Origin of the sequence: Nocardia arizonensis, from assembly GCF_001310275.1 — a bacterium.
GTDB classification, from domain to species: domain Bacteria; phylum Actinomycetota; class Actinomycetes; order Mycobacteriales; family Mycobacteriaceae; genus Nocardia; species Nocardia arizonensis.
Genome location: NZ_LGYZ01000045.1, coordinates 1 through 14,483 on the forward strand (window position 1 = coordinate 1; position 14,483 = coordinate 14,483).

10 protein-coding genes and 1 pseudogene are annotated in these 14,483 nt (G+C 68.0%); 6 read left to right on the forward strand and 5 right to left on the reverse strand.

The window, feature by feature from the left end:
• Nucleotides 1-552, reverse strand: a 552-nt coding sequence (locus APZ21_RS06345; RefSeq protein WP_156370777.1) for a transposase family protein, incomplete at its 3' end; no start/stop codon positions are given.
• Between the two features lie 272 nt (nucleotides 553-824).
• Here APZ21_RS06345 and APZ21_RS32790 point away from each other — a divergent pair.
• A pseudogene (locus tag APZ21_RS32790) lies at nucleotides 825-2,170 on the forward strand (IS110 family RNA-guided transposase).
• Between the two features lie 206 nt (nucleotides 2,171-2,376).
• On the opposite strand, the gene APZ21_RS06360 reads toward APZ21_RS32790, so the two are convergent.
• Nucleotides 2,377-3,030 (reverse strand): TetR/AcrR family transcriptional regulator, encoded by a 654-nt coding sequence (locus APZ21_RS06360; protein ID WP_054812286.1) that lies wholly within the window; start codon nucleotides 3,028-3,030, stop codon nucleotides 2,377-2,379.
• Nucleotides 3,031-3,245: 215 nt separating this feature from the next.
• Here APZ21_RS06360 and APZ21_RS06365 point away from each other — a divergent pair, with 215 nt between their 5' ends.
• Together APZ21_RS06365 and APZ21_RS06370 are read left to right on the forward strand one after the other, a co-directional pair.
• Entirely contained in the window at nucleotides 3,246-4,403 is a 1,158-nt protein-coding gene (locus APZ21_RS06365; protein ID WP_054812287.1) for an N-acetylglucosamine-6-phosphate deacetylase, read from the forward strand.
• Nucleotides 4,400-5,332: a hexose kinase gene (locus APZ21_RS06370; RefSeq protein WP_082392887.1), complete on the forward strand. Its 933-nt coding sequence runs from the start codon at nucleotides 4,400-4,402 to the stop codon at nucleotides 5,330-5,332. The genes APZ21_RS06365 and APZ21_RS06370 overlap by 4 nt, the downstream gene beginning before the upstream one ends.
• A 15-nt stretch (nucleotides 5,333-5,347) precedes the next feature.
• On the opposite strand, the gene APZ21_RS06375 is transcribed toward APZ21_RS06370, so the two are convergent.
• A complete protein-coding gene (locus APZ21_RS06375; protein WP_054812288.1) occupies nucleotides 5,348-6,892 on the reverse strand; it encodes an ATP-dependent DNA ligase in 1,545 nt (514 codons plus the stop codon).
• A gap of 93 nt (nucleotides 6,893-6,985) precedes the next feature.
• On the opposite strand from APZ21_RS06375, the gene ramB reads away from it, so the two are divergent.
• Nucleotides 6,986-8,392 carry an acetate metabolism transcriptional regulator RamB gene (ramB, locus tag APZ21_RS06380; RefSeq protein ID WP_054812289.1) on the forward strand — a complete coding sequence of 469 codons (1,407 nt, stop codon included), beginning with the start codon at nucleotides 6,986-6,988 and terminating at the stop codon, nucleotides 8,390-8,392.
• On the opposite strand, the gene APZ21_RS06385 is transcribed toward ramB, so the two are convergent.
• Nucleotides 8,385-9,638, reverse strand: a complete 1,254-nt coding sequence (locus APZ21_RS06385; RefSeq protein ID WP_054812290.1) for an MFS transporter — start codon at nucleotides 9,636-9,638, stop codon at nucleotides 8,385-8,387. The genes ramB and APZ21_RS06385 overlap by 8 nt on opposite strands.
• Before the next feature lie 73 nt (nucleotides 9,639-9,711).
• Between APZ21_RS06385 and APZ21_RS06390 the strand changes: the two genes are divergently transcribed.
• Nucleotides 9,712-10,632 carry a TetR/AcrR family transcriptional regulator gene (locus APZ21_RS06390; protein ID WP_082392888.1) on the forward strand — a complete coding sequence of 307 codons (921 nt, stop codon included), beginning with the start codon at nucleotides 9,712-9,714 and terminating at the stop codon, nucleotides 10,630-10,632.
• Between the two features lie 11 nt (nucleotides 10,633-10,643).
• On the opposite strand, the gene APZ21_RS06395 is transcribed toward APZ21_RS06390, so the two are convergent.
• Nucleotides 10,644-12,494 carry an acyl-CoA dehydrogenase gene (locus tag APZ21_RS06395; RefSeq protein WP_239476513.1) on the reverse strand — a complete coding sequence of 617 codons (1,851 nt, stop codon included), beginning with the start codon at nucleotides 12,492-12,494 and terminating at the stop codon, nucleotides 10,644-10,646.
• Nucleotides 12,495-12,839: 345 nt separating this feature from the next.
• Between APZ21_RS06395 and urtA the strand changes: the two genes are divergently transcribed.
• Nucleotides 12,840-14,117 (forward strand): urea ABC transporter substrate-binding protein, encoded by a 1,278-nt coding sequence (gene urtA / locus APZ21_RS06400; protein WP_054812292.1) that lies wholly within the window; start codon nucleotides 12,840-12,842, stop codon nucleotides 14,115-14,117.
• The last annotated feature ends 366 nt before the right edge of the window (nucleotides 14,118-14,483 follow it).

Here is a 14,483-nt window from a genome sequence, read left to right on the forward strand (position 1 = left end):
CTGCGACGCGGCCCAGTACAGGGCGGCCAGTACGTGTTCGCGGGCGGCGACCAGGTCGTGCACCGAGCCGGGCTCGGCATCGCCGACCCACAGCGGCAATCCCGTTGGCGCAGAAAGTGCTTGGACGTTGCCGCCGTGCCCGTGGGCTTTCCCGGAGTACCAGAGATCGACCTGCTTGCCCTTCACACTGGTGGTCTGCTCGCCGCTGCGGTCGGCGTCGAAGATCTTCCCGTCGAGGATCACGTAGGCCAGGCCCTCGTCGTGCGCGCGGGCCAGGGCTTCGTGCAGGTCCGGGGCCTGCTCGGCGAGCACGGTGACGCCCTCGCTGTGGTAGCGGTAGGCGGTGGCGCGGCTGATACCGAATCCCGCCCCGAGCACGGCCAGGTCGTCCTGCTTGCCGAACCACGCCACCACGAACAATGCCTGTTTCCAGCAGGTCAGCGCCCGACTGCCCCGGCGAGTGCCTCGCGCGCGGCGTTCGGCGGCCAGCAGCCGCGACACGTACCCGACCAGTTCCCGGGGAACATCGAGCATGGCATGATAGGCGATCACGTGGAGTCCTTCAGGGCAGTGGAGCTTGTGGTGAGTTCCCCTGTTTCCCTTCGGTTGACGCCTCGCAGGCGTGAAAATGGGGTCGGGTCGCCTGCCGACGCCGTCGAGTTCTTGGGTGTTTTTTCAGCCTGTTGGTGAGCTTGGTGCCGGGGCCCGACCTGGAAGGGTCACGCACTGTTGCTTCGAGCACGCCGGTCAGAATTTCGATTCCCTGTACCGAGGCCCCCGGGCGGCCCGCCTGCTGGAATTCGGACCGATGGAGGACAACGAAGTTGAAGCGGGAGCCGGAAGAGATCGCCGACGCTGAGCACGAGTTGGTGATCGAGCGGGTCTGCGCGATCGATGTGGCCAAGAACTCGGGCAAGGTGTGCGTGCGCACGACCAGCCGAGCGGGCCGCCGGGTCAGCAAGGTGTGGGACGTGGCGGCACGGACCAGCGCGGTCGCGGAGCTGGCCGAGGATCTGCTCGCCGCGGGGGTCGAGAGGGTGACCGTGGAGTCGACCTCGGATTATTGGCGGATCTGGTTCTATGTGCTGGAGGCGGCGGGGTTGCCGGTGCAACTGGTCAACGCCCGGGAGGTGAAGAATGTGCCGGGGCGACCCGAGACCGACAGGCTCGATGCGGTGTGGCTGGCCAAGCTCACCGAGAAGGGCCTGTTACGGCCGAGTTTCGTGCCGCCGGCCCGATCCGGCAGGTGCGTGACTACACGCGGTTACGGGTCGATCTGACCCGGGACCGGACCCGGTATCGGCAGCGGTTGGAGAAGCTGCTCGAGGATGCCTCGATCAAGGTGTCCGCAGTGGCCTCGACCATGGCCACACTGTCGGTGCGCGACATGATCGAGGCGTTGATCGCCGGGGAACGCGACCCGCGCCGGCTCGCCGGTCTGGCGCGCGGGCGGATGGCACGTAAACATGCCGATCTGGTCGAGGCTCTCGACGGCAGGTTCGACGCTCACCACGGCGAACTGGCCCGGATGCTGCTCGACCAGATCGACGCGCTGTCAGCTCAGATCGCCACGCTCACCGCCCGCATCGACGAGCTGCTGGCCGCGATCGAGCCCGAACCGGGCACCGATGACCGCAGCGGCCCCGACGCCGCGGGCAGATCCGGCGAAGAAGGCGGCGAACTCAGCGCCGTCGAGCGGCTCGACGAGATTCCCGGCATCAGCCCCGGACTCGCGCAATCCATCATCGCCGAGATCGGTGTGGACATGACCCGGTTCCGGACCGCCGCGCACCTGGTGTCGTGGGCGAAACTGTGTCCGCGCACCATCCAGTCCGGACCCGTGCAGCGTGCGGGCAAGTCCGGCAAGGGCAACCCGTATCTGAAAGCAGCGCTCAGCGAAGCCGCCGCAGCGGCCGCGAAAACGAACACCTTCCTCGGCGAACGCTACCGGCGCCTGGTCAAGCGCCGTGGCAAGCTCAAAGCTCTCGTCGCGGTCGCCCGTTCGATCCTGGTAATCATCTGGAACCTGCTCAGCAACCCCCGCGAGCGCTTCCGCGATCTCGGCGCCGACTACCACACCACCCGCGTCAACACCGAACGCCGCACCCGCAACCACGTCGCACAACTGATGGCGATGGGCTATCGCGTCACCCTCGAACCCGCCGCCTGACCGCCACACCCGCCCGACACGACCACGTCGGAAAACACCAACCCGGCACCGCCGGGTGGCTTCGCCGCGCCTGGTCACCTTCGGCTATTTTCCGGTCAGAACCCATATACCGGGGACTCCACGTCCATGCCAGCACCCAATCGGAGTGTCGCTCAACAACTTCCGCTGCGGCAGGCGAAACCGGTACCTACCTTGCTGAGATCACCTCAGTGCGCGGCGAGACTCGAATTCACGAAATGGGCGATCTCCTCGCATATTTCGTCGAGGGTGATAGGCGACTCGGTATCGGCGATATCGCCGAATTCCTGGGCCAGCGAATTCACCGCGCCGATCACCGCGAACGCGAACAGGTCGAAGCGCCGCGCGGTGGTCTCCCCGCGCGCGACCGCGCGTTCGGCCTCGCCGACCAGCAGCGCGCAGAGCTGTCGGCGCTGCTGCCTGCGCCACTGCTCGACGGCATCGCTTACACCGACCACCTCCACGTAATGCACTCGCGCGGTGCGGACATCGTGGCAGGTCACGGCGAGATAGGCGCGGAATGCCGCCGTCACCCGCACCCGCAGCGGCTCCTCGCGCACGGCGTCCAGCGCGGCCGTCGCGGCCGCCACCGCCTGTGCGGTGGTGCGGTTGACCAGCGCGACCAACAGCGCCTCGCGACTGCCGACATCCTCGTAGAAGCTGCGGGTGGAGACATTGGCGACCGCGCACAGCCGCTCGATCGACGTGGCCGCGTAGCCCTGGGTTCCGTAGAGTTCCAGCGCCGCCTCGATCAGACGCTCCCGCCGCTGCGCCACCCGCTGGTCACGGGTCAGTCCGCCGTAATTGCGTCCCTCCCGCTGTTCGTCACCGCCGCGCGCCACGCGGGAAATGGTACCGGCCCGGCCCCGCCGCACCAGCCGTCGCGAAGCACTGTTGTCCCGCTCACATCAAGTGCGACAACATATCTCGCAATCTCTCCGCGTCGCGGCCGGTGCTGCGCGGCCCTATTCCACGACGCGCCGAATTCCGGATCTCACGGTCCGCGGCGCACGGTTCGGCAAGGATGGATGGTCTACGGGTCGGATGGAGGTACCGGATGACTGCCGCGCCGCGAGCGGTGCGCGGACGCGTGATGCGCGCCGATCGGCAACTCGACGACGGGGTCGTCACGATCGAGGGCGAGCGGATCGCCTGCGTCGCCGCCTTCGCCGAATGGGTTGGCCGACATCCCGATTCGCCGGTGCCCGAGCACGCCGGGACGATCCTGCCCGGACTGGTGGACATCCACAATCACGGCGGCCACGGCCACGGCTTCGACACCGTCGACCCGGATCGGGCACGGGCGGCGGCGCGGTATCACGCCGCGCACGGGACGACGACGGTGCTGGCCGGTATCCTCACCGCGCCCGCCGAGGAGATGATCGCCCAGATCGCGAGCCTGCGCGAGGTCGCCGCCGAGGGAACCATCGGCGGCATATACGCCGAGGGTCCGTATCTGTCCGGTGTCCGCTGCGGCGCTCAGGACCCCCGATATGTCCGCGATCCCGATCCCGACCTGACCGAACGGCTGCTCGACGCGGGCGGCGGCCACCTGCGCGTGATGACCCTCGCCCCGGAACTTCCGGGCTACGGCGCTGTCGCACAGCAACTTTCCGATGCCGCGGTCACGATCGCGCTCGGCCACACCGACGCCGACTACTCGCGATTCCTCGACGCGCTGCGGCCCGCGGGCGCGGCCGGACTCGTCACCCACCTCGCCAACGCCATGCCCGCATTGCACCATCGCGCCCCCGGGCCGGTGGCCGCCGCGCTGGTGGCGGCCGCGCGCGGATCGGCGGTGGTGGAACTCATCGGCGACGGCGCGCACGTCGACGCCGGATTCGCCGCGCTGGTCTTCGCGGCGGCGCCGGGCGCGGTGGCATTGGTGACCGACGCCATGCGGGCCGCGGGCATGCCGGACGGACACTATCGGCTCGGACCGCGCGAGGTGCGGGTCACGGCGGGAATCGCGCGGCTGCCCGACGGCGCGCTGGCGGGCGGTACCGCTACGCTGCTGGAATGCCTGCGGTGGACGGTCTACTCGGCGCACGTGCCGCTGCCCATCGCGGTCGCGGCGGCGACGGCGGTTCCCGCGCGCGCCGCCGGGCTGACCGAAGTCGGCGATCTTCGGACCGGCATGTACGCCGACCTGGTAATAGTCGATGACAACCTACGATTGCGCGGGGTGCTCAGACATGGACAGTGGTTGACGTGATTCTCACCGTGACCATGAATCCGGCTTACGACATGACCTACCGGGTCGAGGGGTTCGAGCGTGGCCGGGCGCATCGAGTCCGCTCGGTCGAGCAGCGCATCGGCGGCAAGGGCATCAATGTCACGCGCGTGCTGAATCAGCTCGGCAAGTACGCGCGGGCCACCGGCTTCTCCGATCACGCGTTCGCGGCGGCGGCCGAACTGGAACTCCCGGTCGACTTCGTGCACGCGCTGCCGTGGGTGCGCCGCACGGTGGTGATCAGCGAATCCGAGGACGGCACCGCCACCGCGCTGTGGGAACCGGGTGCGCGGATCTCCAATCCGCATGCCGCCGAACAACTGTCGGTACGGGTGAGCGGGCTGCTGCCGGGTATCAACGGGCTGGTGATCTCCGGTCCGCTACCCGGCGGGATCGATCCCGGCCTTCCCGCGCAGATCGCGCGCACCGCCGTCGAGGCGGGTGTCGCCACCATCTGCGATGTCGACGGCGAGGCGCTGCGCTTGGCCGCCGATGTTCCCGGCGTCGTCCTCATGCCGAACGCCGAGGGCGTCGAACGTCTCACCGGCCGGACGCCGCGCACCGCCGACGCTGTGGTCGAGGCCGCCTACCCGCTGATCGAACGCGGGGTGCGGGCGGTCATCGCGACCGGCTGTATCGAGGGCATGGTCGCGGTGACCGCGACCGGCGGATGGTCGGCGGTACCGCCGCCGACCATAACCGGAAACCCCACCGGGGCCGACGATTCCGCGGCCGCCGCGGTGATCGCCGCACTGTCCGAGCGATCCGAACCCGACTGGGGGGCGATACTCGCCGATGCCGTGGCCACCGCGGCGGCGGCGAAGGTGATCCCGGTGGCGGGCGAGATCGATCGCTGTACGCGCACCCGTATCGCGCCGCATATCGTCGTGGAGAAACTGGCCGTACCGTAGACGGCACGGCCGGGCTCAGCTCTTCGGCAGCAAGGCGCGCAGCATGTCGATGGTGTCCGCGTCGGCGGGTGACTTGTCCGGGCGGTACCGCACCACCCGGGCGAAACGCAGCGCGACCCCGCCCGGATAGCGGGGACTGAACTGCACGCCGTCGAGTGCGATCTCCACCACCAGCTCCGGCCACAGGTACACGGTGTACTCGTCGCGCGAGCGCTCGTGGCGCGGGAATTCGGCCGTCTGCCACTGCAACAGCGCGTCGGTGAGCCCCTTGAAGGTCTTGCCGACCATCACCGGCTCGCCGGTCACGGGGTCGCGGGCGCCGAGATGCAGATTCGACAGGTAACCGGTGCGGCGGCCGTACCCCCATTCCGCGCCGAGCACCACCAGATCCAGGGTGTGGGTCGGCTTGATCTTCTGCCAGGCCCGACCGCGCCGCCCCGCCGCGTAGGGAGCGTCGAGCGACTTGACCATGACCCCTTCGTGACCCGCGGCCAGCGCGCCGTCGAAGTACTCCGCGGCCGCCTCGGCATCGGGGCCGATGAGCGCGGGGATGCTGTGCGCACTGGCCACCTTGGTGAGTGCGATCCGGCGGTCGCGCAGCGGTGCGTCGAGCAGATCCTCGCCGTCGAGGTGCAGGCAGTCGAAGAAGTAGGGGTGTAGCAGCAGTTCGCGGGTGGGATTGGCGCCCGGCGGCAACAGCGCCGGATCGAAGACCGCGAATCGGCTCATGGTCTCCTGGAACGGGCGCGGGCGGCCCGCGTCGGTGAGCGCGAGGGTCTCACCGTCGAGCACCACGCTCGTGCAGTCGAGTCCGCGCACGAGGTCGACGAGTTCGGGCACGCCTGCGGTGATGTCGCGCAGGGTCCGGGTGAAGACGCTGACCCGGTCGCCGTCGCGGTGCACCTGGATGCGCGCGCCGTCGAGTTTGTGCTCGACACTGACCTCGCCGGCGAATTCGGCCAGCGCCTCGTCCAGACTCGGGCCGGGCGAGGCCAGCATGGGCCGGACGGGTCGCCCGACCTCGAGCCGGAACGCCGCCAGCGCCGCCGCGCCGCCGGTGCGCGCGGCCGTCGCGGTGCGCGGCAGCTGCCCACAGAGCATGTACGCCCGGCGAACCAGTTCCAGCGGCACCTCGGCGGCGACCGCAACCGCCTCGCTGACCACCGCGGTCAGCGCGCCCTGGCGCAGCTCTCCCGACAGCAGCCGCGCCAGGAAGGACTGCTCCTCGGCGGTGGCCGCGTTCCACAGCGAGGTCAGCAGTTCCCGGCGACGCGCCGTAGAGCCGGCGCCCGAGGTGGCGGCCAGCGCGGTGAAGGCGGCGTCGACCTCGGTGACGGTCAGGGCGGGGGCGGCGGCGGGCGCGCCGTCGAGTGCGGTGAGGGTACGCCAGCCCGTGCCGAGGCGGCCCTGCCGCAACTCGCCGGATACCCACGCGACCACGGGTTCCAGCTCGTCGGGCACGGCGGCGCCAAGCAATGCGGCTATGGCCGCGATCTTCGTCTTCCGGGACCGGGTCGCGCGAACGGTCTCCGAAGTCTGTACGACATCCGAGAACTGCACCTGTCGACCGTAACCCGGCGCTGTGACATATAGCTCAACGCCACTGCTAATTTTTCATTGGCAATGCTGTGAAAGCGTCCATAAACTGGACGGATGGCCAAGACTTACGTCGGGGCGCGGCTGCGACAGCTGCGGACCGAACGCGGATTGAGCCAGGTCGCGCTGGCGAGCAAGCTCGAAATCTCGGCGAGTTACCTCAACCAGATCGAACACGATGTCCGACCGCTCACGGTACCGGTCCTGCTGCGGATCAGCGAGGTGTTCGGGGTCGACACGACCTTCTTCTCCTCCCAGGACGACACCCGCCTCATCGCCGAACTCCAAGAGGTGGTCATGGACCGCGAGCTCGGCATCGAGGCCGACACCCAGGAGATCGCCGATATGGTCTCCGCGCATCCGAGCATGGCCCGCGCACTGGTCAACATGCACAACCGCTACCGCAACACCAGCGCCCAACTCGCCGCGGCCACCGAGGACCGCTTCGCCGACGGCGCGGGCAGCGCCACCATCAGCAAACCGCACGAGGAAGTGCGCGACTTCTTCTACCAGCGGCAGAACTACATCCACGAACTCGACACCGCCGCCGAGGAGCTCACCGCGCGCATCCGCTTCCACGGCGGCGAGGTGGGCAGCGAGATCGCCCGGCGGTTGCGCGCCCACGACGTGTCCATCGTCCAGCGCATCGACCTCGGCGAAGGCGTTCTGCACCGCTACGATCCGCGGACCCGGCTGCTCGAGATCTCCCCCCACCTGTCCGGCGGGCAGCGCACCTTCAAACTCGCCGCCGAACTGGCCTACTTCGAATGCGGCGATCTGCTCGAAAAGCTGGTCGAAGAGGGCAATTTCGCGTCCGAGGACACCCGGAAGCTGGCCATGCTCGGGCTGGCCAACTATTTCGCGGCGGCCACGATGCTGCCGTACACACACTTCCACGAGGTCGCCGAGGACTTCCGCTACGACATCGAACGGCTCTCGGCCTTCTTCACCCAGAGCTACGAGACGATCTGCCATCGCCTGTCCACCCTGCAACGGCCGAAACTGCGCGGCGTCCCGTTCTCCTTCGTGCGCGTGGACCGTGCGGGCAATATGTCCAAGCGCCAGTCCGCCACCGGATTCCACTTCTCCGCCAGCGGCGGCACCTGCCCGCTGTGGAACGTGTACGAGACCTTCGCCTATCCGGGCAAGATCATGACCCAGATCGCCGAGATGCCCGACGGCCGCAAGTACCTGTGGATCGCGCGCACCGTGGAACGGCGGGCGACCCGTTACGGCCAGCCGAGCAAGACCTTCGCCATCGGACTCGGATGCGAACTGCGGCACGCGGGCCGGGTCGTCTACGCGGACGGGCTCGACCTCGGCGAGGCCACCGCGACGCCGATCGGGGCGGGATGCCGCGTGTGCGAACGAGCCAACTGTCCGCAGCGCGCCTTCCCGCCCCTCGGCAAGGTGCTCGATATCAGCGAACACCGCAGTTCGGTGTCGCCCTATGTCCTCAAATGATCTCGTCGGCGCCCGAGACGGCCGCGGCCCGAACGGATTTCGCACCCAGTAGCCGCGCCCCGAGCAGCGTCAGCGCCAGCGCCGCCACCAGTAGTCCGGCCAATGTCCAGGCGAGCACGGCGAATCCGTGCGGCGCGGCGACCGCGGCGACGATCGGGCCGATCGTGGCTCCCACATAGAAACTGAACATCGCGACCGAGGACGCCGCCGCGCGGGATTCGCCGCCCAGTTCGCCCGCGCTCTGGAGAACCGCGGGGGCGATCACGCCGAGGCCGCCGACCAGGATCGCCAGCAGGAACGTCAGCGCGGCCGGATGCGCCCCCTCGAAGGTGGCCGCGACCATGGCCATCGCCGCCACCAGCACCCCGAGCACCATCTGGACGTGCCGCGGCAGGCGCGACAGCGGTATGGCCAGCAGCGGGAGTGCGAACATGACCGGCAGCGCACCCGCGCGCAGGGCGAGCAGCTCACCGGAACCCCGCACCAGTCCGGTGAGCTCGATACCGGTGTAGACCCCGACCATGACCGCCATACTCAGCGCGCCCGCGGCCAGCATGGGCAGCAGCGCGCCGATGCGCAGCACCGCGGGGATCGCGGCGTAGCTGTACCGCAGCGGTTTGTCGCGCCCGGTGGGCGCGTCGTCCATCATGACCGAGCGCAGAACCGCGGCCAGCGACGCGAAAAGCACGGCGGAGCCGAAGAATACGGTGCGCCACGGGAAGGCGGCGACCACCGTCTGGGAGACCAACTGGGCGATGACCGTGGCCGCGAGGAACGAGGTGGCCACGGACATGGTGACCACGGCGCGATGTCCGGGCGCGACGCGGGTGGCGACATAGGCCATGATCGCGGGCGGAATCGACCCGACGACCAGGCCCTGGACCACCCGCAGGCCGACGGCGAGCCCGGCGGCGGGAGCCAGGCCGGTCAATAGGGTGACCACTGTGGCGGTGAGCATGCCCGCGATGAGCACGCGGCGGTGGCCGTAGCGGTCCGACAGCGGACCGAACAGCACGAACCCGCCCGCGTAACCGAAGGCGAACGCGCTGATGACCCACGTCATGACAGCCGAGCCCACGTGCCAGTCGGCCTGCATGGCGCCGAACATCGGGATGGGAATGTACATCTGGCCGGTGGCGAGGAGTGCGGAGAGGACGAAGACGGGCAGCGTACGGCCGGTGTGCGCCCGAGCCGAGTGGCCGAGGGCGACGGAAGCGGCTCGAGGTCGAAGTGTCGGCATAGCCATGCGACGACGCTAGGCCGGGCTTCGCCAGGTTGTCAACCAAATAGTTGGTTAGTGTGATGGTAGAGTGCACTCCATGACGGCCGGTATCGAACAGGGTGCGACACCGCCGCGCACGCGCCGCGGCGAGCCGCCGCGCCATTCCGAGGCGCCGAGGCAGGGCCAGCGCAGCGACGCCACCAAACAGGCGCTGATGCGCGCGGCCCGCGCCGAATTCGCCGAGTACGGACTCGCGGGCGCGCGGGTGGACCGCATCGCCGAGGCGGCCGGTGTCAACAAGGAGCGCATATACGGCCTGTTCGGCAGCAAGGACAAACTCTTCGACGTCATTCTCATCGAGACCATGCGCGAATTCCTCGATGTGGTTCGCCCGCTCGCACAGACCGATCCGGGCGATTACGTCGCCGACCTGTTCGACTACCACCGCGCGAATCCGCAGTTGCTGCGCCTGCTGCTGTGGGAGGGCCTGCACCGCGGCGCCGACGCGCACGATGTCGACGGCTGGCGTGCCGAGCACTACGTGCAGAAATTCGACAGCGTCCAGCGGCAGTTCGATATCGACGAGGAATTCGCGGGTCGCACGCTCATCGCACTGTGCGGCCTGGCCAACTGGAGTCTGGCCGTGCCACAGACCACCCGCCTGCTACTCGGCGACGCCGCCGATGACACCGAGGCCACCCGCGACTTCCTGCGCGAATTCGCCCGCGCCGCCATGCAGAACGACGCCATCGGCCCCCGCGGCGCCTCGTCGCGGCGCCGCACCGCCCCCGACTCATCGGTCAACACATTGACCGATGATCCCGAGCCGGCAGGCGACCCCGTCGACCGCGCCGCCCGCGAACTACGCGAGGCCCGAGCCGCCGCCGACGCCGCCCGCGACGAACTCACCGCGGCCCTGCGCGAAGCGCACGCCGCGGGCGAGAGCGCCAACCGATTGGCCCGCCGCGTACACGGCACCCTCTCCCGCCCGGTGGTCCTCAGACTCCTGTCCGAGTAGTCGGTCCCCGGTCAGAAGGCCGATTCGTCCATGCTCATGATGTCGGTGTCGAGGGCGGCGATCACCTTCCTGGTGGCGGTGAGCTGGGGCAGGACGTTCTTGGCGAAGAAGCTCGCGACGGCGACCTTGCCGGTATAGAAGGGGCGGTCCTGTTCCGTGGCGTCGGCGGCCAGCGCCGCCGCGGCGATCTCGGCCTGTACCAGCAGTCGCCAGCCGACGAGCAGGTCGCCCACGGCGAGCAGGAAACGCACCGAGCCGAGGCCGACCTTGTACAGCTCGGCCGAATCCTGTTGCGCGGCCATGAGATAACCGGTGAGCGAGGTCACCATGGCCTGTACGTCGGCGGCCGCGGTGGCCAGCAGGGCGCGTTCGGCGGTGAAACGGCCGGTGTTCGCGTCGAGGAATTTCCCGATCTCGGCGCTGACGTGGCCGAGGGCCACGCCTTTGTCCCGGATGATCTTGCGGAAGAAGAAATCCTGCGCCTGGATGGCGGTGGTGCCCTCGTAGAGCGAGTCGATCTTGGCGTCGCGGATGTACTGCTCGATCGGATAGTCCTGGAGATATCCCGAACCACCCAGCGTCTGAAGGGATTCGGCCAGGTATTGGTAGGCCCGCTCGGAGCCGACGCCCTTCACGATCGGCAGCAGCAGATCGTCGACCCGGTGCGCGAGTTCGGCATCCGCGCCCGAGACCAATTGCGCCACATCGGCGTTCTGGTGGGCGGCGGTGTAGAGGTATACGGCGCGCAGCCCCTCGGCGTATGCCTTCTGCATGGTCAGCGAGCGGCGCACGTCCGGGTGGTGGGTGATGGTGACGCGTGGGGCCGACTTGTCCGACATCCGCGTGAGGTCGGCGCCCTGCACCCGCTGTTTGGCGTAGTCGAGCGCGTTCAGGTAGCCGGTGGACAGGGTGCCGCTGGACTTGATGCCGACCACCATGCGCGCGTTCTCGATCACCTGGAACATCTGCGCGATGCCGTTGTGCACGCCGCCGACCAGCCAGCCCTTGGCCGGAACGTCGGTGCCGCCGAAGGTGAGTTCACAGGTAGGCGAGGACTTCAGGCCCATCTTGTGTTCCACGCCGGTGACGAATACGCCATTGCGATCGCCGAGTTCCAGTGTCTCGGAATCGAAGTGATATTTCGGCACGTAGAACAGCGACAACCCCTTGGTGCCCGGCCCGGCGCCCTCCGGGCGGGCCAGCACCAAATGGAAGACGTTCTCGGCGGTCTCGCCGACATCGGCGCCGGAGATGAACCGCTTGACGCCTTCGATATGCCAGGTGCCGTCCTCCTGGGGTATGGCCTTGGTGCGGCCCGCCCCTACATCGGAGCCCGCGTCCGGCTCGGTCAGCACCATCGTGCCCTGCCAGCCGCGTTCGTAGCCCGCCCGCGCCCAGTGCCGCTGTTCCTCGGTGCCGACGTTGTAGAGCACCGATGCCATGACCGGGCCCATATTGAAGAAGCTGGCGGCCGGATTGGCGCAGGTCAGCATTTCGTTGATCGACCAGACCACGGCGGCGGGCGCGGGCGTGCCGCCCATGCCCTCCGGTAGCCCGAGCCTGCTCCAGTCTCCCTCCCGCACCGCCTCGATCGTCTTGGTGAGCGGTTCGGGAACGGAGATCGAAAACGTAGCCGGATCGTAGACGACCGGTTCACGGTCGGCGACGGCGAAGGATTCGGCGACCGGGCCCTCGGCCAGCCGCCGCACCTCCGCGAGCATCTCGCGCACGGTGTCGGAATCCAGATCGCCGTAGGCGCCGGTATCGAGCAGTTTGCCCAGTTCGAGCACCTCGAACAGATTGAACTCGATATCGCGAACATTGGCTCTGTAGTGACTCCCCGCCGCATGCCCTCGGCTCACAGCAGACCTCCTCGATGGGCGTTTTGACATCGTATAAACGAAGCCTGCCGCACCGTCGCTCGGCTACGCAACCGTAGGGACCTCGGCACGGAAACCGGCGGTGAACCCCGGGCTCACGGAGGTTCACCGCCGGGTAACCGGAAACGTTCACATCGCGGAAACATCGGCAATCGCATCGTCACCGACAGATATTCCGGCGCAACAACAGACGTCTACCGTTCGCACCACGAATACAGCCGTTGTATACACACCGGTCTACAGGTCTGACCGGTGCAAAGGCGGGCGTATTCGGCGCGGCGCAGCCAACGCCGCCGACACCTGATGAAGTGAGAAGGGTCCCGCCCCATGCCAGATTCCCCTGCAACACGCTCACCCCGCGGACGCCTGACCAAGGTGCTGGTCGCCCCAACCGCACTGGCGCTCGCCGGCCTGTTGCTGACCGCCTGCGGCGCGAAGGACGACGCCTCGACCGGCGGTTCCAACGCCGCCGCCTGCGTCGACACATCCAAGCCGACGATCAAGGTCGGCTCGTTGCACTCGCTGTCCGGCACGATGGCCATCTCCGAGGTCACCGTCGCCAATTCGACCAAGCTGGCGGTGGACCAGATCAACGCCGCGGGCGGTGTGCTCGGCAAGAAGATCGACCTCGTGCTCGAGGACGGCGCGTCGGACCCGAAGACCTTCGCCGAGAAGGCCGAGAAACTCATCAGCTCCGACTGCGTCGCCGCGGTCTTCGGCGGCTGGACCTCCTCGAGCCGCAAGGCCATGAAGCCCAAATTCGAGAACCTGAACTCGCTGCTCTACTACCCCGTCCAGTACGAGGGCCTCGAGGACAGCAAGAACATCTTCTACACCGGCGCGACCACCAACCAACAGATCATCCCCGCCCTTGACTACCTCAAGCAGAAGGGCATCACCTCGCTGTACCTGGTCGGTTCGGACTACGTCTTCCCGCAGACCGCCAACCGCGAGATCAAGGCGTACGCCGCCGCCAACGGCATCGAGATAAAGGGTGAGGACTACACCCCGCTCGGTTCCACCGATTTCTCCACAATCATCAACAAGGTCCGCACCGCCAAGGCGGGCGCGGTGTTCAACACCCTCAACGGCGATTCCAATGTCGCGTTCTTCCGCGAATACACCAACGCGGGCCTGAAGGCCGCCGATATGCCGGTCGTCTCGGTGTCCATCGCCGAGGAAGAGGTCGCGGGCATCGGCGCGCAGAACATCGCGGGCCAGCTCACCGCGTGGAACTACTACCAGACCGTCGACAGTCCCCAGAACAAGGCGTTCGTAGACGCGTACAAGGCCGCGTTCGGCGCCGACAAGCCCACCTCGGACCCGATGGAGGCGGCCTACGCCTCGGTCTACCTGTGGAAGAACACGGTGGAGAAAGCCAACTCCTTCGCCGTAGCCGATATCCAGGCCGCCGCCGACGGCGTGAGCTTCGAAGCCCCCGAGGGCAAGGTCACCATCGACGGCTCCAACCACCACATCACCAAGACCGCCCGAATCGGCGAGATCCGCCCCGACGGCCTGATCTACACGGTCTGGGATTCCGGCAAGCCCATCACCCCCGACCCGTACCTGAAGTCCTACGACTGGGCCAAGAACCTGAAGTAGTCCCCGAGTTCGCGGGTCTCGAAAGCAGTTTCGTTTCCGCGGCCCGTCCCGGTTCGAGTGGGAGAGCTGAAAGGCGAAAAAGCTCTTCCACTCGAACGCGGGACAAGAGGCCCCCGCACCCACGGGCACCATGCCTCCGAAAGTAGTCGAGCCGTTCTCCGCAAAGCGAGACACCAACGTCACCACAACGGTTTTCGGCCGTCTCGCGTCCGAGACAAAGCGACGAAGAAGCAAGTGTCAACCACAAGAACGCGAGACCCAAAGGCCCGAAAACCCCGCCGCGACGAAGTCGCGGCCAAAAGACACAGTTCGCGGCCGTCTCGCGTCCGAGTGGTCGAGACAATGCGACGAAGGAGCAAGTATCGA

What these genes read in the sequence shown, in the direction of transcription:
- APZ21_RS06365 (WP_054812287.1), top strand. Translation starts at nt 3,246, where the DNA reads ATGACTGCCGCGCCGCGAGCGGTGCGCGGACGCGTGATGCGCGCCGAT.
- ramB (WP_054812289.1), top strand. Translation starts at nt 6,986, where the DNA reads ATGGCCAAGACTTACGTCGGGGCGCGGCTGCGACAGCTGCGGACCGAA.
- APZ21_RS06385 (WP_054812290.1), bottom strand. Translation starts at nt 9,638, where the DNA reads ATGGCTATGCCGACACTTCGACCTCGAGCCGCTTCCGTCGCCCTCGGC.
- APZ21_RS06390 (WP_082392888.1), top strand. Translation starts at nt 9,712, where the DNA reads ATGACGGCCGGTATCGAACAGGGTGCGACACCGCCGCGCACGCGCCGC.
- urtA (WP_054812292.1), top strand. Translation starts at nt 12,840, where the DNA reads ATGCCAGATTCCCCTGCAACACGCTCACCCCGCGGACGCCTGACCAAG.